Source organism: Amycolatopsis sp. NPDC058340 (assembly GCF_042723975.1).
In the GTDB taxonomy this organism is placed as follows: domain Bacteria; phylum Actinomycetota; class Actinomycetes; order Mycobacteriales; family Pseudonocardiaceae; genus Amycolatopsis.
Genome location: NZ_JBHXIB010000009.1, coordinates 134,925 through 151,671 on the forward strand (window position 1 = coordinate 134,925; position 16,747 = coordinate 151,671).

A 16,747-nucleotide genomic window follows, 5' to 3' on the forward strand; every position below is an offset into this window, starting at 1 on the left:
CCGGAGAGTGCCGAGGCCGTTCCAGTGGGTAGAAATCAGCCCGCTTCGGCCCGGGGACCGAACGAGTAACCCTGTCCGCTACCGGAGGACGACGACTGCCCCGAGCTCGACGAGGACGCCGAAGCGGGAGCGGCCGAACCGCGGTCGTCGAGCTCACGCAGCTGGGACTCGAGGAACCCGCGCAGCCTCGTGCGGTACTCCCGCTCGATCGTGCGCAGCTCTTCGATCTTCTTGCCCAGCGAGCCCTTCTCCGCGTTCATGTTGTTCATGGTCTCGGTGTACTTGCGCTGAGCCTCGCGCTCCATGGTCGTCGCCTTGTCGCGCGCCTGGCGCTCCAAGGTCTCGGCACGGGTCCGCGCGTCGTTCAGCATCGTCTCGGCACGCGTGCGCGCCTCGTTCACCATCGAGTCCGACTTGGACCGCGCGTCCGACAGCAGCTGCTCGGACTTGGTCCGGGCCTCTGCCAGCATGCCGTCCGACTCGGTCTTGGCCTCGGCGGTGAGCCGGTCGGCCATTTCCTGCGCCAGCCCGAGCACCTTCGCGGCCTGGACGTTGGGCTCCCCGTTGTCCGGCACCATCGAGTGGGCCTGGGTCTGCTCCATCGCCGACTGCGGCGGCGGCACCGGCGCCAGGCGGCGCGACGGCTCGTCGCGTACCTGCGGCGGCGGGCCGACGGCGCCGGCCTTGGCGTTCTCGAGCTCACCACGGGTGGTCTCGAGCTCGTTGTCGAGCTGCTCGACCTGCTGCCGCAGCTCGTTGTTGTCCTCGATCAACCGGGCAAGCTCGGTCTCCACCAGGTCGAGGAACGCGTCCACCTCGTCCTCGTTGTAGCCCCTTTTGCCAATGGGCGGCTTGCTGAACGCGACGTTATGCACGTCAGCGGGGGTCAACGACATCAGATCACCTCACGCACTCCATGGCCTGCAGGTCCACCGGGGCTTCCCCGAAAATCACCCTGGCGTTGCCAGCTGCATCGCGAAGAACACAACCAACAGCAGCACCATAATCGATAAGTCCAGTCCGACGCCGCCGATTCGTACGGTCGGGATGATTCGTCTGAACAGACGAACCGGTGGGTCGGTCACTGTGTAGATGGTCTCGAGCGTTACCGCAACCCCTCCGGCAGGACGCCACTCGCGAGCGAAAGCACGCACGAGCTCGACGACGATCCGTGCCGTCAGCAGGAGCCAGAAGGCGAACAGCACGTACCAGACGACCAGCAACACAGCATTCACGTAACCACTCTGCCATGCCTCGCGTCAAAAGACGCAGTTGACGGGCCACGGATGCCGATGAGTCGACAAAATCACATCCGGCTGCGCTCAGCGGTCACCGGGTGATCAGCCGCGCAGGAACAATCCGCCTTCGGCAATCCGCCGACGGTCCTCCGCGGTGACATCCACATCGGGCGGTGAGAGAAGGAACACCTTGTTGGTGACCTTGTCCATCGATCCGCGCAACGCGAAAGCGAGCCCCGCGGCGAAGTCGACGAGACGCTTCGCGTCCGCGTTCTCCATCTCCGTGAGGTTCATGATCACCGGGATGCCCTCCCGGTAGTGCTCCCCGATCGCCCGCGCTTCCGCGTAGCTCGTCGGGTGCAGCGTCGTGATCCGGCTCAACGGGTCACGCACCGCCGGACGGACCGGCTCGGTGACCGGCCGCAGCCGCGCGACCGGCTCCGGCTGACGGTCCATCGCCAGCGCTCCGTGGACGGCCGGCTCCAGGCTGGCCACGGAGCGTGACCGAGGCCGGGGCGCGGGCTCGTCGTAAGTGTCAACTTCGTCCCGGTAACGTCCACCCCGTGACCGGGCCGGCGGCTCGTCGTCGTAGTCGTACTCGTCGTCGGCATAGTCCTTTGAGGCATAGCCTCGCCGGTAGTCATCCTCGACGTCATAGCCGTCTTCGTCCGCGGGCACCATCCCGAAGTAGGCCTTCAGCTTCTGCAGCGCGCTCATGCCTCTCCCTAGCCTTAGCCGCGTCCCGCACCGTACTCCCCCGCCCTCGCCACCACTCCCCGTAACGACGAGACGGTATTCCCTAGGGCGAGGCTAAACCGCGCCCACCGAGCAACGCGGTTCCGACACGCACACAGGTCGAGCCGTGCGCGATCGCCTGCTCGAGATCATTGCTCATTCCGGCGGAGATCTCACGGGCATTTGGGTGTTCTTCCCGTAGACGCTCCGACGCACGAGCGAGTTTCCCGAACGCCTCGGCGGGATCAGTACCCAGCGGCGCGACCGCCATAAGCCCCCGGAGCCGAATATCACCCACATGGGCTATCCGCTCCGCCAAATGGCTCACTTCGCTCAACCGAATGCCCCCGCGTTTCGGATCGTCATCGAGACTTACTTGAATGAGGACGTCCAACGGGTGATCACGTTGCCCGGAATCGAGCGCGGACTTGGTCGCCTTCGCGAGTGCGTCGGCGAGCCGCTCGGAGTCGACGGACTGGACCTCGTCGGCCCAGCGCACGACCGATTTGGCCTTGTTCCGCTGCAGGCTGCCGACCATATGCCAGCGGATCGGCGCGTCCGGACGGAGACCGGCGACCTCTTCGGCCTTCGCGCCCGCTTCCTGATCGCGATTCTCGGCGAGGTCGAGCGCGCCGAGGTCGGCGAGCAGCGCGGCGTCGAGCGCCGGGAACGTCTTGGTGACCGCGAGCAGTTTGACCTCGTCGCGGGCCCGGCCGGCGGCCTCGCACGCGGCGGCGATCCGCTTTTCCACTTCGGCGAGGGAAGCCGCGAGTTCCCCCTTGCGGGCGTCACTCACGACGCGTCCAGCCACGTGATCCCGGCGATCCGGCCCGTGGTGCCGTCGCGACGGAAGCTGAACAAGGTCTTGTCTTCGTTGGTACAGCGCGGATCCACGCCGATCTTGCCGACGCCGAGGTCGGCCAGTTGCCGCCAGAGACCGGCCCGCAGGTCGAGCCCCGGTGTGCCCTTGCGGGTTTTGCAGGCACTGCCCGGCACGTGCTTTTCGACGTCGGCGGCCATGTCGGCGGGGACTTCGTAGCAGTCGCCGCAGATCGCGGGACCGAGCAGCGCTTCGGTGCGGGCGGGCTCGGCGCCGACCGAACGCATCGCCTCGATCGCGGCGGGGACGACACCGACCCTGGCGCCGACGCGGCCCGCGTGGACGGCGGCGACGACACCGGCTTCGGCGTCGGCCAGCAGAAGCGGAACGCAGTCGGCGACGAGCACCACGAGCGCGAGGCCGGGCTCGGCCGTCACGAGCGCGTCGGTCGCTTCGGCGGCGGAGGTCTCCGAGCCGTCGACGACGGTCGCGGTCCGGCCGTGGACCTGCTCCATCCAGGCCAGCCTGTCCTCGGTGAGGCCGAGTTCGGTGGCGAGACGTTTGCGGTTGGCGTAGACGTCGCCCGCGTCGTCGCCGACGTGATCACCGAGGTTGAAGGTGTCGTAAGGCGGCCGGGAAGCCCCGCCCGCCCTGGTCGTGACGACCCGCCGTACCCGCACGCTTTTCCTCCTAGACCTGAGTGAAGGCCCCCTCGACTGTAGTCAAGGAGGCCTTCACGGAACGTACTGGCGAACTACCGGCGCATGAACGGCGGCACGTCGACCTCGTCGTCCGACGGGTCGTCGTGCACCGGGGTGGCGCGGCCGGGCAGGCTGCCGTGGTTCGTGTTCGACCCGATCGGCGAGTAGCCGCGCGAGCCGCCGCCGGGCTGCGGGAGCCCGCCGCTCAGCGAACCGTTGCCCTCGTTGCGGGCGGACGGCATCGGAGTGTGCGTGCGCGGCGGCGCGACCGGGTAGCCGTTCGAACCGGTCGACGGCACCGGCGTGGCACCCGAAGGCGGGCTCTGCACCGGGGTCGCCCCGCCGCCGTTGACCTGGCCCGCCTGTGCGGACGCGGTCGAGCTCGTGCGGGAGCCGAACGCCGGCGGGTCGAGCTTCTTGTGGGTCGGGGTGCCGGCGTCGAAACCGGCCGCGATCACGGTGACCCGGACCTCGTCGCCGAGCGAGTCGTCGATGATCGTCCCGAAGATGATGTTGGCGTCGGGGTGCGCGGATTCCTGCACCAGCGACGCGGCTTCGTTGATCTCGAACAGGCCGAGGTCCGATCCGCCCGCGATCGACAGCAGCGCGCCGTGCGCCCCGTCCATCGACGCTTCCAGCAGCGGCGAGTTGATCGCCTTCTCCGCCGCCTGGATCGCCCGGCCCTCGCCGCGCGCCGAGCCGATGCCCATCAGCGCGGAACCCGCGCCGGACATGACGCTCTTGACGTCGGCGAAGTCCAGGTTGATCAGACCCGGCGTGGTGATCAGGTCGGTGATGCCCTGGACACCCGAAAGCAGCACCTCGTCCGCCGAGCGGAAGGCGTCCATCAGCGAGACGCCGATGTCGCCCAGCTGCAGCAGCCGGTCGTTCGGAATGACGATGAGGGTGTCGCATTCGTTGCGCAGCTGCTGGATGCCCTCTTCGGCCTGCTTGCTGCGGCGCTTGCCCTCGAAGGTGAACGGGCGGGTGACGACGCCGATGGTCAGCGCGCCGAGTTTGCGGGCGATCTGGGCGACGACCGGCGCGCCACCGGTGCCGGTGCCACCGCCCTCGCCCGCGGTCACGAACACCATGTCGGCGCCCTTGATGACCTCTTCGATCTCTTCGCGGTGGTCCTCGGCGGCCTTCTGCCCCACCTCGGGGGCGGCGCCGGCACCGAGGCCGCGGGTCAGTTCCCGGCCGATGTCGAGCTTGACGTCGGCGTCGGACATGAGCAGTGCCTGAGCGTCGGTGTTCACCGCGATGAACTCGACACCCTTGAGGCCGACCTCGATCATGCGGTTCACGGCGTTCACTCCGCCGCCGCCGATACCGACGACCTTGATCACCGCAAGGTAGTTGTGCGGGGGCGTCATCGGAGCCGCCTTCCTGATCGTGTGTGCTCGTGCTGCCCGCCGGTCGCTGAGCCTGTGCCGAACCCTCGAGCTGAAGTTCAGATTGAGAGTTATGTCAACTGCCGACGTTGAAGCAGGACGGTATGCACCAGGCTGGCTCGAATCCAGTAGCCACGCCGTGTGTCGCAAAGGTGTTTTGCCACAACATGTTCGCGGGCGCAAGAGCGAGACCCGGTCGCGGCGGCGAACGGCGGCCTGGTAAAGGCGAAGATCAGGAGGGCATCAGGAAGGCATGGACATGACCATGACGACGTCCTTCGACGGCGACCCGGTCGGTGATCCGCCCGCCTGTTCGACGCTGAGCGCGAACTTCTCGGCACCGCCGAGCCCGTCGGCGACCAGCAGCGCACCGTCCTGACCACCGGAAATGAGCCCGGCGGGTTTGGGCGCGGCGTCCGGGTACATGAGCCAGGCCTGGTAGATCCGGCCCGGTTCGTTCGCCGGCAGCTGCGCCGCCATGAACACCAGACGGTCCTTCGCGCGCGACATCATCACGGTGCCGCCACCGCCCGCCGAGGTTTCGGCGTGCCCGGTCCGGAGGTCGGCGGCCGAAAGGACGTCGGCGACCGGCGCGTACCGGTCCGCGTACTGCGCCGCCCGCTCCCGCGCGGCCGTCAGCTGCGAGTGGTTGTCGTAGGCGATCCCGCCGAACACGGCGGTGCCCGCGAGCCCGACGACGGCCGCCGCGACCGCGGCGATCGCCCAGCGTGGGGTGCGACGGCGGTCCTTGACGCGCTCCCCCGCCTCGAAGCGCGTCTTCGGCGGCTGTTGCCTGGTCGCCATCGCCTCGGCGAGCACGCGGCGTTTCAGTTCGGGCGGCGGGTCCTCGGCCAGCGCCGCGCCGAGCCGGGTCGCCGTCATCTGCAGTTCGAGGACCTCTTGCGCGCACGAAGCGCACTCGGCGAGATGCCGCTGGAACTGGGCACGCTCCACTTCGGACAGCGCGTCGACGGCGTAGGCCCCGGTGAGCGTGTGCATTTCGGGCATGGTCATGCCGTCACCCCCAAACAGTCCCGGAGCCTGATCAGGCCGTCCCGGAGACGGGTCTTGATGGTCCCGTGCGGCGTCTGCAGCACCTCGGAGACCTCGCGATAGGTATAGCCCTGGTAGTAGGCGAGCAGCACGGATTCCCGTTGCAGCTCGGTGAGGGTGGTCAGGCAGCGGCGTACCTGCGAACGCTCCCAGCGGGCGGCGACGGCCTCGGCCACCTCGTCGAAGGGCCGCGCCCGGGCGGCCTCGAAGGTCGCCTTGACCTCGCGGTCCGAACTGGCCCGTGCCGAGCGGACGCGGTCCACGGCGCGGCGGTGCGCGAGCGTCATGGCCCAGTTCAGCGCGCTCCCCCGCTCCGGCGAGTAGCGCGTGGCCGTGCGCCACAGCTCCACCATGACCTCCTGCGTGACCTCTTCGGACTGCGCGGCGTCACGGAGGATCCGGCGCACAAGGCCGAGGATCGGACCGGCGAGCCGGTCGTACAAGGCGTCGAAGGCCCGCTCGTCACCCTTCGCGACCCGGACGAGCAGTTCCTCGGCCGTCGGACCGGCCGGTTCGCCGTCGCCGGGAACGGGCGCCATCCGGCGCGGGCGTGCCGATTCATCCATCAAGCCTGCCTCCGGCCGTCTGCGGCGTCCGCTGGGTGATCGGCGCCTTCTTCAACCACAGTTTGACCCCGTGCCGCCGGATCAGCGCGGAGACCCGGTGCGGCATGAGCGGACGGGTGATCAGCATGTGCGCCAGCCATTTGGCGGTGGCGGGGCGCCGCACGCCGCGCAGCGACGCGGTCAGCGGCGTCTTCCCGTCCTGGTGGAGGGCGATCTTGACGGAAAGCAGCGACTCCGGTCTGGGTACCGCCATCCGGTACTCGCCGTCCATCGACTGGAAGGGCGACACATAGAACTCCTTGTCCGCGAAGGCGTTCCCGTCCGCGTCGGGGCGCAGGAGGTACGCGTGCCTGCCCCCGTAGGTGTTGTGGACCTCGGCGACGACGCATTCGAGCTCGCCGCCCGGCCGGTGGCACCAGTACAGGGTGATCGGGTTGAAGTTGTGGCCGAGCATCCGCGCGCCGGCCAGCATCAGCACCCGGCCGCCGCGGAGGTCCACGCCGCGCGCGGCGAGCCAGCGGTCCAATTTGGACCGGATGCCGGAGGTGTCGTCGGGCGCGAAGTGGTCTCGCGGGTCGAAGCGGGCGAAGGGGCGCAGCCACCACGGCAGCTTCGGCGGCCTATCGAGGTCGACGAACCACAGGTAGATCCGGTGGGCGAACGAGATCGGCGGATCGTTGCGCCGGACATGCGCCACCGTGGAGTCGTAGAGCACGGCCATGACGGTCACCAGCGCACCCCGAAGTTCTCGGCCGCGCGGACACCGGACGCGCAGCCGTCCTCGTGGAATCCCCAGCCGTGGTACGCGCCGGCGAAGGCGACCGTGCCGTCGTTCAGTTCGGGCAGACGGCGCTGGGCGGCCACGGAATCCGGCGTGTAGACGGGGTGTTCGTAGGACATCTTGGCCAGCACCGAGCCGTGGCCGGGCCCGGCGCCCGGGTTGAGCGTGACGACGTAGCCGGTCGGCTCGTCGAGCCGCATCAGGCGGTTCATGTCGTAGGACACCTGGACCGCGCCGTGGTGGGCACCGCAGTACGGCGTCGCGTAGTTCCAGCCCGCCCGCGCCGATTCCGCCGTCGGGAGCACGCCGGTGTCGGTGTGCAGCCACGCCTCGTTGCTGGAGTACCGGAAGGCGCCGAGGACGTCGCGCTCGGCCGCGGTCGGCGACGCGAGCAGCTTCAGCGCCTGGTCCGCGTGCGTGGCCAGGACGACCTTGTCGAGCCGGTGCCGCGTGTCGGCGTCGTCGCGGACCTCGATCCCCCGCGCGGTGCGCTCGACCGAGCGGACCGGAGTGGACAGGTGCACCGCGGTCAGCTGTTTGGCGGCGCGCTCGACGTACTCGCGGGAACCGCCGACGACGGTGCGCCACTTCGGGGAACCGCCGACCGAGAGCATCCCGTGGTTGCGCAGGAACTCGAACAGGTAGCGCGCGGGGTACGAGAGCGTGTCGGCGCGGTCGGCGGACCAGACGGTCGAGACGACCGGGAGCATGAAGTGGTCGACGAAGTACTTCGTGTACCCGCCGATCGCGAGGAACGCGCCGAGGGTGACGTCTCCGGCCTCAGGCGCGTCGAGGACGCGCTTCGCGTGCCGGTGGAAACGCTTGACGTCGGCGAGCATCCGCAGATAGCGGCCCCGTGCGACGTTGCGAGGCTGCGCGAACAGGCCTTTCAGCCCCTTCGCGCCGGCGTACTGGAGCCCGCAGCCGTCGCAGCGGATACTCATCGACATCTCGGTGTCGCGGGTGGCGACGCCCAGTTCGGCGAACAGGCGGAGCAGGTTCGGGTAGGTGCGCTCGTTGTGCACGATGAATCCGGAGTCGACGCCGACGGTGCCGCCGTGCGCGCTCGGGACGTCGTGGGTGTGCGCGTGCCCGCCCAGCCTGTCTTCGGCTTCGAACAGCAGTACCTCGTAGCGTCGTTGCAGCAGATACGCGGCCGTGAGGCCGGCCACGCCGCTGCCGATGACTCCGATGCGTTGCCCCTTGGTGTGCACGTGAAGCATTCGGAGCCGGATCGGGCGAGGATTGGATCTCGTGAACCGGCGCGGCATCCGACCCATCCCTTTCCGGTCCGGGAGCGAATGACGACTATGCCGAACAGTCCCGCGTCCCGCCTAGTCCCGTTCGTCGAGCGGCTCCTCGGTGGCTCCCTTCCGGTCGGTCTGCGTACCTGGGATGGCGTACGCGCCGGTCCGCCGGATGCCCCGACCGTGGTGCTCCGCAACCGCCGGGCCCTGCGCCGTCTCCTCTACGCCCCCGGCGAATTGGGCCTGGCCAGGGCGTACGTCTCAGGTGATCTCGACGTCGAAGGCGACCTCGCCGACGGATTCCGCCGGATCTGGGCGTTGACCCGGTCGGGCGCCGTGCGCGGTGCGAAACTCGGCCCGCGCGACTGGGCCGAGGCGCTGCGGCTCGCGGTGAGCCTCGGCGTCGTCGGGCCGCCGCCCAAACCGCCCGCCGAGGAGGCCCGGCTGTCCGGGAAGCTGCACACCCTGCTCCGCGACAAGTCCGCGATCGCCCACCACTACGACCTCGGCAACGCCTTCTACCAGCTGTTGATGGACGAATCGATGGCCTACTCGTCGGCGTACTGGACGTCCGAGGACGAGGGTTACGACCTCGAACAGGCCCAGTGGGACAAACTCGACCTGATCTGCCGCAAGCTCGGCCTGCGCCCGGGGATGCGGCTGCTCGACGTCGGCTGCGGCTGGGGCTCGCTCCTGGTGCACGCGGCGAAACATCACGGCGTCGAAGCCGTCGGCATCACCCTGTCGGCGGAACAGCTGCAGCACGTCCGCGGCCGCCTCGTCCAGCACGATCTGGAGGATCGCGTCGAGGTCCGGCGGCAGGACTATCGCGAGCTGTGTGACGAGCCCTTCGACGCCGTCGCCAGCATCGAAATGGGTGAGCACGTCGGCGAGGAGAACTACCCCGAGTACACGCGGACGCTGTACCGGATGCTCAAGCCCACCGGACGGCTGGTCCTGCAGCAGATGTCCCGCGGCGCGGTGGCGCCCGGCGGCGGCGCGTTCATCGAGCGCTACATCGCCCCCGACATGACGATGCGGCCGCTGAGCCGCACGCTCGGGCATCTGGAGACGGCCGGATTCGAGATCCGCGACGTCCACGCGCTGCGAGAGCACTACGTGCGCACGGTCCGGGCCTGGGAGAACACGCTCGAAAGCAACTGGGACGACGTCGTCGCGCTGATCGGTGAATCCGGCGCGCGGGTCTGGCGGCTGTACCTGGTCGGCGGGGCGCTCGCGTTCGAGGAGAACCGGATGGGCGTGGACCAGATCCTCGCGGTCCGCCCGTCGGACGAAGGCCGGAGCGCGCTGCCCGCCACCAGGGAGTGGTCCTGATGCCTCTCGGCGGCACACTCGCGGTCACGGCGGGCACGACGCTGCTGGCGTTCGTCGTCACCTTCGGCATCGCGCGATGGCGGAAGCGGTACGACACCGTCGACACGCTGTGGGGGCCGGGCTTCGCGCTCGTCGCACTGGTCGCGGCCCCGCTCGGGGACGGGCCGGTCGCGCTGCGCGTGGTCACCGCGCTGCTGACCGCGATCTGGGGTGTACGCCTCGGCGTCCACCTCCACCTGCGCAATCACAAGCTGCCCGAGGACCCGCGCTATGTGCGGATGGCCGAGAACGCCGGGGAGAATCCGGCGCTCAAGCTGTTCGTCCGCGTGTACCTGGTGCAGGCCGTGGTGCTGTGGTTCGTCTCGCTGCCGGTCCAGTTCGCGATGTACGGCGACGCCTTCGGGGTGACGGCGTGGCTGGGTGTCGCGGTGTGGCTGGTCGGCTTCGGGTTCGAGACGATCGGCGACGAGCAGCTGCGCCGCTTCAAGGCCGACCCGGGCAACAAGGGGAAGGTCCTCGACAGCGGGCTGTGGCGCTACACCCGGCATCCCAACTACTTCGGGGACGCGTGCGTGTGGTGGGGCCTGTACCTGCTGGCGTGTTCGAGCTGGGTGGGGGCGGCGACCGTGCTGTCGCCGGTCGCGATGACGTACACGCTGGCCAGGGGAACCGGAAAACCTTTGCTGGAGAAGGGTTTGCGTCGTTCCCGGCCGGGATACGCGACGTACGTCGAGCGGACCAGCGGGTTCTTCCCGCTGCCCCCTCGCCGGGTCACTCCCCGGTGAGCCCGTCCGTCAGCTCGCGCAACAGGTCGAGGTGGCCGGCGTGCCTGCCGGTCTCCTCGATCATGTGCGCGACCACGAACCGGACGTTGACCTTGCGCTCGCCGCGGAAGGGGACCTCGTCGTCCAGCCCCATCGACTCGACGATCTTGCGGCTCCGCTCGCACTCGGCCTCGTAGGCGGCGATCAGCTGGTCGATCGGGGTCTGCATGGCGACCCGGAACTCGGCGTCCGGATCGGCCTCCAGCGCCTCCTTCCAGACGTCCTCCTGCCCGTTGAGCACCACGTTGAACCAGTACTGCTCGACGAGGGTCAGATGCCCGAGCAGACCGGCGACGGTGGTCAGTTCGCTGGGGACGAGCGGCCGCCTGGCCTGTTCGTCGGTGAGGCCGGAGCACTTCCACACCACGGTGGCGCGGAGGAAGTCGAGGAAGCCGTTCAGCTGGGTGCGCTCGTCGCCGGTGAGCGGCGGTTCGGGGCGCTTCGGTTCGTCGGTCATGGTCGTGCAGTCTGCCGGTTTCCTCGGATGATCCGCTAACGAGTTACCCGGGGAGGCACTGTCCACCATCTGTCGCAGAGCCGTGGTCCATGTCCGAACGTGATCCCATCGTTCGAGTGAACCCGACGGTAGTTAGCGCCCAGGAAACATGACGACCACCCGCCCGTCATGTCAGGCTGGTGCAGTTGTGGCCACCGCCGCCGGAGTACCGAGAAAGGTCACTGATGTCAGGCCTGCAGCTGAGCGCACTCGATGTCGCTTTCCTTTGCCTGGAAAGCGAAACGACGCCCATGCACATGGGGGCGGTGGTCACCTTCCGCCCGCACGGGCAGGTGCACGCGCGCGAGCTGACCACGCTGCTCGCCGAGCGGGCGGCACGCCTCCCCAAGCTGCGTCAGCGCCCCCGCACCGCGCTGTTCCCGCCCGGTGCCGCCATCTGGGCCGAAGACCCGGATTTCGTTGCCAGTGAACATATTTCACATCATCACCTGAGCTCCCTGTACGAACCGGACCCGCTCTCCGCCTACGCGTCGCGCTGGATGGGACGGCCGCTCGACACCGGAAAACCGTTGTGGGACTTGCATCTCGTCACCGGGCTGCCGGACGGCGAGTTCGCGTTGCTGCTGAAACTGCACCACGCGCTGACCGATGGCGCCGGCGCGTACGCCGTCGCCGTGGGCCTGCTCGACGAGCTGCCCCGCCCCACCCGGCGTGCGCACGGCGGCGCCGCGCCGCCCACGCCGCGGTCCCCTGTGGACGCCGTCAAGGAGGCCGTCGGCTCGACGCTGACCCAGGCCGGGATCGCCTCTTCGGTCGTCCGCGCGACGCGCTCGCCGCTGTCGCCGATCAGCGCGCCGCCGTCGACCGAACGACGGCTCGGCCTCGTCCGGCTCGACACCGCCGAGATCCGGCGGATCCGCCGGGCCCACGGCGGCACCGCCAACGACGTCGTGCTGGCGATCCTCAGCGGCGCGCTGCGCGAATGGATGATCAACCGCGGCCAGCGCGCCGACGACCGGACGCTGCGGGCGCTCATCCCGGTCAGCGTGCGCGGGCGGTCCGCCGAGCAGCTCGGCGGGAACAAGCTGTCCGGTTACCTCTGCGAGCTGCCGGTCGGCCTCGACGATCCGCTTGCGCGGCTGCTGGCCGTCCAACGTGAGATGAGCCGGAACAAGGCCGCGGGCCCGGCGCGGGGCGCGGGTGCCTTCCCGCTGCTCGCCGACCGGATGCCGCCGATGCTGCACCGGCTCGGCTCGAAGGCCGCCGGGCTGGCCGCGCCGCTGCTGTTCGACCTCGTGGTGACCACGGTGCCGGTGCCGCCCAACCGGCTGACCCTGAACGGGACGCAGGTGTCGGGCGTGTACCCGTTCGTGCCGCTCGCGCCGCGGCAGGCGGTCGGGATCGCGGTGGCGACCTATCGCGACTCGGTCCACATCGGACTGCAGGCGAACGGGGCGGCGGTCTCGGACGTGGGTTCGCTGCGCGACGGTGTGCTCAAGTCGGCCGCGCGCCTGCTCGATACCGCCTAGTGCCTCGTGAGTGGCAAGGACGGTTAGAACCGTCCTTGCCACTCACGAGCCGGTCAGCCGCCGAGTTCGTCAGCCGCGCAGCATCTCCGCGACCAGGAACGCCAGCTCCAGCGACTGCTGAGTGTTCAGGCGCGGGTCGCACGCGGTCTCGTACCGGCCCGAAAGGTCCAGATCCGAGATCTCCTGCGCGCCGCCGAGGCATTCGGTGACGTCCTCGCCGGTCAGCTCGACGTGGATGCCGCCAGGGTAGGTGCCGAGTTTGCGGTGCACCTCGAAGAAGCCCTGCACCTCGTCCACGATCCGGTCGAAGTGCCGGGTCTTGTAGCCCGTCGAGGACTCGTGGGTGTTGCCGTGCATCGGGTCGCACTGCCAGATGACCTTGTGCCCGGACGCCTCGACCTTCTCGACGATCGCGGGCAGCACCTCGCGCACCTTGGCGTTACCCATCCGGGCGATCAGCGTGAGGCGGCCGGGCTCGTTGCGCGGGTCGAGCCGCCGGACGTACTCGACGGCCTGTTCGGGCGTGGTCGTCGGGCCGATCTTGAGGCCGATCGGGTTCGCCAGCAGTTCGGCGAAGGCGATGTGCGCGCCGTCGAGCTGCCTCGTCCGCTCGCCCACCCACAGGAAATGCGAGGACAGGTTGTACAGCTTGGGGTTCGCCGCGTCCACGCGGTCCATCCGCAGCATGGAGCGCTCGTAGTCCAGCAGCAGCGCCTCGTGGCTGGCGAAGATCTCGGTGGACTGGAGCGAGGCGTCGGTGACGCCGCAGGCCGACATGAACCGCAGGCCGCGGTCGATCTCCGAGGCCAGCGCCTCGTAGCGCTCGCTGGCGGGCGAGGACTTCACGAAGTCCTTGTTCCAGTCGTGCACCTGGTGCAGGTCCGCCATACCGGCGCCGGTGAGCGCGCGGACGAGGTTCATCGCGGCGCCCGCGTTCGCGTAGGCGCGGATCATCCGGCCGGGGTCGGGCACGCGGAGTTCGGGTTTGGCGACGAGCGAGTTGATGATGTCGCCGCGGTACACCGGCAGGCCGAGCGCGTCGGTGGACGCCGAACGCGGCTTCGCGTACTGGCCGGCGATGCGGCCGACCTTCACCACCGGCAGGCTCGCGCCGTAGGTGAGGACGACGGCCATCTGCAGCAGGGTGCGCAGGTTGGCGCGGATATGCGGCTCGGTGTTCGACTCGAACGTCTCCGCGCAGTCGCCGCCCTGAAGCAGGAACGCCTCACCGCGGGCGACCATGGCGAGCCGGTCGGAGAGGCGGTCGATCTCGGCGGGAACGGTGATCGGCGGCACGCTCTCCAGCACGCCGCGTACGCGCTTCGTCAGCTCGGCGTCCGGCCACTCGGGCTGCTGCGCGGCGGGCCGGGAAAGCGCGTCGTCGAGCCGCTCACGCAGCTCGGGCGGCAGAGGTGGCAGTTCGGGGAGCGTGTCGACGGGAACGTCCACTGTCCAGTTCACAGGCTCCAGGATATGCCGGGCCGAAAGCCGCCCGCCCACCGGGACGAAAGTCCCAAATCGTGGACGGGCGGCGGACGAGATCAGGCGGCCTGTGCCTTGTTGTAGAGGTTCTGCGCGTCCGTGCCGAAGTACGGGCCGAACATGTAGCCCGGCAGGAAGTTGTAGCCGAAGCTGTTCACCGAGGCCTGGATGCCCGCGCCGGTCGCCTCGCTGAAGTTGAGGAACCACGGGCCGCCGCTCGAACCACCGGTCATGTTGCAGTTCATCCCGTGGTCCTTGGTGAGCAGGAAGTCGGTGAACGTGCTCCCGCTGCAGTAGATCAGCTTCGTGCCGTCGTACGGGGCCGCCGCCGGATACCCGAACGTGTACATCGACTGGTTGCGCGCCTGGTTGAACGCGATCCCCTGCGCGCCGACGACGTCGGTCAGCTTCTGCCCGTTGAGCGGGTTGACCACGGCCGCGCCGATGTCGTAGTTCATGTCCTCGCTCGCTTCCCACTGCGGGGTGGTCAGCGTGCTCTTCGCGGCCCAGGTGCCGTAGGGCGTGTTGCCGTTGTTGTAGCCGGGCGCGAAGGTCCAGTTGGTGTGCCAGGCGCCCTGGTACTTCACGCAGTGCCCGGCGGTGATCACGACGCTGCCGTTCGTGCTGGTGACCGCGTCACCGGAACACGACGCGTTCCGCCCGCCCATGGTGAAGAACACCCGGCCCGCGGTCTGCACGACCTTGCCCGCGCCGGTCCACGCGCCCCCGCCGTTGGGGATGCTCTGGATGATCGTGCTCGTGCCCTTCGCGACATCCTTCGGGGTGAAGGCGGGCGCCTGGACCAGCTGTTCGATCGGCACCGCCGACCGCATCCGCTCCGGGGTCCAGTAGGCCGCGACCGCCCGCGCGTCGGCCGCGGCTTCATGGTGGACCGGTCCGGCGTTGGCGGGACTCGCGACGGCTGTCAGACCCGTCACCGCCAGTCCCACGAGCGCCGCCAATATCCCCGCCCGGGAAGCCGTCCTCTTCATGGCGTACCACCTTTCGCCACCGGTGAATTGCCGTATGACTTGCACGACATTTCGAAAGTATTTGTCCTGCTACCGGGCGTACAAGCGGCCGTTCGGCCGCATCCGTGGACGTGTATGGGCCGTTCGGTCTAGAGGCAATGCGCGTCGGCGGCCGGGAGGTCGCCGTCCCGCAGGTACCGGACCACGAAGTCGTTGCCGCAGGCGTTCTCCTTGGTGAAGACGCCGTGCCCGCCGTCGTCCACGGTGACGAACTTCGCCCGTCCGCCCAGCGCCGAACGCAGTTCCCGCGCGCCGGACAGCGGCGTCGCCGGGTCGCGGAGGTTCTGCACCAGCAGGATGTTCGACGGTCCGCGGTCGTGGATCCGCACGGGCGGTTCGCGGCGCTCGACCGGCCAGAACGCGCACGGGGTGATGTTCGCGGTGGCGGGGCCGAACATCGGATGCGTCACGCGGGCGCGCTCGACCGCTTTTTGGTAGTAGCGAACGCTTTCCGGCCAGTCGGAGTCGTTGCAGAGCACCTGGAGCTGAAGCGCGGCGTGATTGTCGCCGTCGAGCGGCCCACTCTGTGCCTTCGCCGCCGGAGCGGCCCATCGCTCGGCGAGGCCAGGGAAGTTCGCGTCGTCGTACAGCGCTCCCCAAGTGTCGCTTCGGATTCCCGGACGTTTCTCGGCCAGTTCGAGGAACTTCGCCGTCACCTCGGCCTGTGTCCGCCCGAGGTGATAGACGTCATCGCGCGCCGCCGCCCAAGCCGTGAAGTCGCCGAAGCGATCATCAAAGCCCTCGGCGAACCGCTGATGCGCCCGGACGTCCAGTCCTTCAGGACCGACGAGGCTGTCCAACACGATCCTGTCCGTGCGCGCGGGGAACATCGACGCGTAGGCGGCGCCGAGATAGCTGCCGTACGAAACGCCGTAGTACGAGATCTTCCGCTCCCCCAGCGCCGCGCGGATCCGGTCCAGGTCGCGCGCGGTGTTGGCGGTGGTCATGTGCGGCAGGAGATCCGCAGTCTCCGACTCGGCGCACTGCCTCGCCACCGCGCGGGACTTCGCCGCCTTCTCGGCGACGTCACGCGGTCCCTCCGCGTACGGGCCGACGGCGATGAACCGCTGTTCCTCGCTCAGGTCACAGGTCACCGGCGTGCTGTAAACGGTCCCGCGCGGGTCGAAACCGATGACGTCGTAACTGTCGAGCAGGCCGGACTGTCCCTGTCGCTGCGCGAGTTGCGCGGGCATCGCCAGACCGGGGCTGCCGGGGCCGCCGGGGTTCATCAGCAGCACGCCACGTCGCTTCGGCGATTCGCTCGCCTTGCGGGAGACGGTGAGTTCGATCGTCCGGCCGCCTGGGTCGGCGTAGTCCAGCGGCACCTCGAGTTTCGCGCATTCGAGGCCCTCGGTCGGTGACGGTGTCATGCCGTAGTCCGGGCAGGGCGACGTCCACCTGAGCGCCGGAGCCGCTTCGGCGGTTGCGGGGATGGCCACGGCCAAGGGCAGGAAAGCCAGTATCGCCAACGTTTTTCGCATGCGGCGAGCTTGGCGCGACCGGCCGCCCCACCGCGTCGGACCGGAGCCTGATCCGGGGCCTCCACCTTCGGGA

General features: G+C 69.2%; 17 protein-coding genes. 3 read left to right on the forward strand and 14 right to left on the reverse strand.

Annotation, left to right across the window (positions count from 1 at the left end; all coding sequences use genetic code 11):
• Nucleotides 1-35: 35 nt before the first annotated feature.
• From ACFWIW_RS14600 to ACFWIW_RS14645, 10 genes are all read right to left on the reverse strand, one after another.
• Nucleotides 36-896 carry a DivIVA domain-containing protein gene (locus ACFWIW_RS14600; protein WP_192741184.1) on the reverse strand — a complete coding sequence of 287 codons (861 nt, stop codon included), beginning with the start codon at nucleotides 894-896 and terminating at the stop codon, nucleotides 36-38.
• Between the two features lie 54 nt (nucleotides 897-950).
• Nucleotides 951-1,226 carry a YggT family protein gene (locus ACFWIW_RS14605; protein ID WP_005155180.1) on the reverse strand — a complete coding sequence of 92 codons (276 nt, stop codon included), beginning with the start codon at nucleotides 1,224-1,226 and terminating at the stop codon, nucleotides 951-953.
• Nucleotides 1,227-1,340: 114 nt separating this feature from the next.
• A complete protein-coding gene (locus tag ACFWIW_RS14610) occupies nucleotides 1,341-1,955 on the reverse strand; it encodes a cell division protein SepF (RefSeq protein ID WP_378368886.1) in 615 nt (204 codons plus the stop codon).
• Nucleotides 1,956-2,037: 82 nt separating this feature from the next.
• The gene (locus tag ACFWIW_RS14615; RefSeq protein WP_378368887.1) at nucleotides 2,038-2,769 is read right to left on the reverse strand and encodes a YggS family pyridoxal phosphate-dependent enzyme; all 732 of its coding nucleotides are present in this window, start codon (nucleotides 2,767-2,769) and stop codon (nucleotides 2,038-2,040) included.
• Nucleotides 2,766-3,473: a peptidoglycan editing factor PgeF gene (pgeF, locus tag ACFWIW_RS14620; protein ID WP_240593887.1), complete on the reverse strand. Its 708-nt coding sequence runs from the start codon at nucleotides 3,471-3,473 to the stop codon at nucleotides 2,766-2,768. The genes ACFWIW_RS14615 and pgeF overlap by 4 nt, the downstream gene beginning before the upstream one ends.
• A 74-nt stretch (nucleotides 3,474-3,547) precedes the next feature.
• Nucleotides 3,548-4,870 carry a cell division protein FtsZ gene (gene ftsZ, locus ACFWIW_RS14625; protein ID WP_378368888.1) on the reverse strand — a complete coding sequence of 441 codons (1,323 nt, stop codon included), beginning with the start codon at nucleotides 4,868-4,870 and terminating at the stop codon, nucleotides 3,548-3,550.
• Between the two features lie 261 nt (nucleotides 4,871-5,131).
• On the reverse strand, nucleotides 5,132-5,902 hold the full coding sequence (locus tag ACFWIW_RS14630) for an anti-sigma factor domain-containing protein (protein WP_378368889.1): 771 nt from the start codon (nucleotides 5,900-5,902) through the stop codon (nucleotides 5,132-5,134).
• Nucleotides 5,899-6,507 carry an ECF RNA polymerase sigma factor SigK gene (sigK, locus tag ACFWIW_RS14635; protein ID WP_378368890.1) on the reverse strand — a complete coding sequence of 203 codons (609 nt, stop codon included), beginning with the start codon at nucleotides 6,505-6,507 and terminating at the stop codon, nucleotides 5,899-5,901. Before sigK ends, ACFWIW_RS14630 begins: the two co-directional genes overlap by 4 nt.
• Nucleotides 6,500-7,228 (reverse strand): DUF1365 domain-containing protein, encoded by a 729-nt coding sequence (locus tag ACFWIW_RS14640; RefSeq protein WP_378368935.1) that lies wholly within the window; start codon nucleotides 7,226-7,228, stop codon nucleotides 6,500-6,502. The genes sigK and ACFWIW_RS14640 overlap by 8 nt, the downstream gene beginning before the upstream one ends.
• A 5-nt stretch (nucleotides 7,229-7,233) precedes the next feature.
• Nucleotides 7,234-8,511, reverse strand: coding sequence for an NAD(P)/FAD-dependent oxidoreductase (locus ACFWIW_RS14645; RefSeq protein WP_378368891.1), 1,278 nt, complete (start codon nucleotides 8,509-8,511; stop codon nucleotides 7,234-7,236).
• Nucleotides 8,512-8,598: 87 nt separating this feature from the next.
• On the opposite strand from ACFWIW_RS14645, the gene ACFWIW_RS14650 reads away from it, so the two are divergent.
• Together ACFWIW_RS14650 and ACFWIW_RS14655 are read left to right on the forward strand one after the other, a co-directional pair.
• Nucleotides 8,599-9,870 (forward strand): class I SAM-dependent methyltransferase, encoded by a 1,272-nt coding sequence (locus tag ACFWIW_RS14650; RefSeq protein ID WP_378368892.1) that lies wholly within the window; start codon nucleotides 8,599-8,601, stop codon nucleotides 9,868-9,870.
• Entirely contained in the window at nucleotides 9,870-10,655 is a 786-nt protein-coding gene (locus tag ACFWIW_RS14655; protein WP_378368893.1) for a DUF1295 domain-containing protein, read from the forward strand. The genes ACFWIW_RS14650 and ACFWIW_RS14655 overlap by 1 nt, the downstream gene beginning before the upstream one ends.
• Here ACFWIW_RS14655 and ACFWIW_RS14660 read toward each other — a convergent pair.
• Complete coding sequence (locus tag ACFWIW_RS14660) at nucleotides 10,642-11,151, reverse strand: DinB family protein (RefSeq protein WP_378368894.1); 510 nt, start codon at nucleotides 11,149-11,151, stop codon at nucleotides 10,642-10,644. The two genes, ACFWIW_RS14655 and ACFWIW_RS14660, sit on opposite strands and share 14 nt — an antisense overlap.
• Nucleotides 11,152-11,375: 224 nt before the next feature.
• On the opposite strand from ACFWIW_RS14660, the gene ACFWIW_RS14665 reads away from it, so the two are divergent.
• Entirely contained in the window at nucleotides 11,376-12,680 is a 1,305-nt protein-coding gene (locus tag ACFWIW_RS14665; RefSeq protein WP_378368895.1) for a wax ester/triacylglycerol synthase family O-acyltransferase, read from the forward strand.
• 69 nt (nucleotides 12,681-12,749) lie between these two features.
• Here ACFWIW_RS14665 and ACFWIW_RS14670 read toward each other — a convergent pair whose 3' ends face one another.
• The 3 genes from ACFWIW_RS14670 to ACFWIW_RS14680 all read right to left on the reverse strand — a co-directional run bounded on the left by ACFWIW_RS14670 (nucleotide 12,750) and on the right by ACFWIW_RS14680 (nucleotide 16,674).
• On the reverse strand, nucleotides 12,750-14,141 hold the full coding sequence (locus tag ACFWIW_RS14670; RefSeq protein WP_378368896.1) for a class II 3-deoxy-7-phosphoheptulonate synthase: 1,392 nt from the start codon (nucleotides 14,139-14,141) through the stop codon (nucleotides 12,750-12,752).
• Nucleotides 14,142-14,221: 80 nt separating this feature from the next.
• Nucleotides 14,222-15,154 (reverse strand): trypsin-like serine peptidase, encoded by a 933-nt coding sequence (locus ACFWIW_RS14675; RefSeq protein ID WP_378368897.1) that lies wholly within the window; start codon nucleotides 15,152-15,154, stop codon nucleotides 14,222-14,224.
• A 128-nt stretch (nucleotides 15,155-15,282) separates the two neighbouring features.
• Complete coding sequence (locus ACFWIW_RS14680; protein ID WP_378368898.1) at nucleotides 15,283-16,674, reverse strand: alpha/beta hydrolase; 1,392 nt, start codon at nucleotides 16,672-16,674, stop codon at nucleotides 15,283-15,285.
• Nucleotides 16,675-16,747 lie beyond the last annotated feature (73 nt).

Bases quoted from the DNA above. Each gene is read 5' to 3' on its own strand.
- ACFWIW_RS14600 (WP_192741184.1), bottom strand. From the start codon at position 896: ATGTCGTTGACCCCCGCTGACGTGCATAACGTCGCGTTCAGCAAGCCG.
- ACFWIW_RS14610 (WP_378368886.1), bottom strand. From the start codon at position 1,955: ATGAGCGCGCTGCAGAAGCTGAAGGCCTACTTCGGGATGGTGCCCGCG.
- ftsZ (WP_378368888.1), bottom strand. From the start codon at position 4,870: ATGACGCCCCCGCACAACTACCTTGCGGTGATCAAGGTCGTCGGTATC.
- ACFWIW_RS14630 (WP_378368889.1), bottom strand. From the start codon at position 5,902: ATGACCATGCCCGAAATGCACACGCTCACCGGGGCCTACGCCGTCGAC.
- sigK (WP_378368890.1), bottom strand. From the start codon at position 6,507: ATGGATGAATCGGCACGCCCGCGCCGGATGGCGCCCGTTCCCGGCGAC.
- ACFWIW_RS14640 (WP_378368935.1), bottom strand. From the start codon at position 7,228: ATGGCCGTGCTCTACGACTCCACGGTGGCGCATGTCCGGCGCAACGAT.
- ACFWIW_RS14645 (WP_378368891.1), bottom strand. From the start codon at position 8,511: ATGCTTCACGTGCACACCAAGGGGCAACGCATCGGAGTCATCGGCAGC.
- ACFWIW_RS14650 (WP_378368892.1), top strand. From the start codon at position 8,599: ATGCCGAACAGTCCCGCGTCCCGCCTAGTCCCGTTCGTCGAGCGGCTC.
- ACFWIW_RS14655 (WP_378368893.1), top strand. From the start codon at position 9,870: ATGCCTCTCGGCGGCACACTCGCGGTCACGGCGGGCACGACGCTGCTG.
- ACFWIW_RS14660 (WP_378368894.1), bottom strand. From the start codon at position 11,151: ATGACCGACGAACCGAAGCGCCCCGAACCGCCGCTCACCGGCGACGAG.
- ACFWIW_RS14665 (WP_378368895.1), top strand. From the start codon at position 11,376: ATGTCAGGCCTGCAGCTGAGCGCACTCGATGTCGCTTTCCTTTGCCTG.
- ACFWIW_RS14675 (WP_378368897.1), bottom strand. From the start codon at position 15,154: ATGAAGAGGACGGCTTCCCGGGCGGGGATATTGGCGGCGCTCGTGGGA.
- ACFWIW_RS14680 (WP_378368898.1), bottom strand. From the start codon at position 16,674: ATGCGAAAAACGTTGGCGATACTGGCTTTCCTGCCCTTGGCCGTGGCC.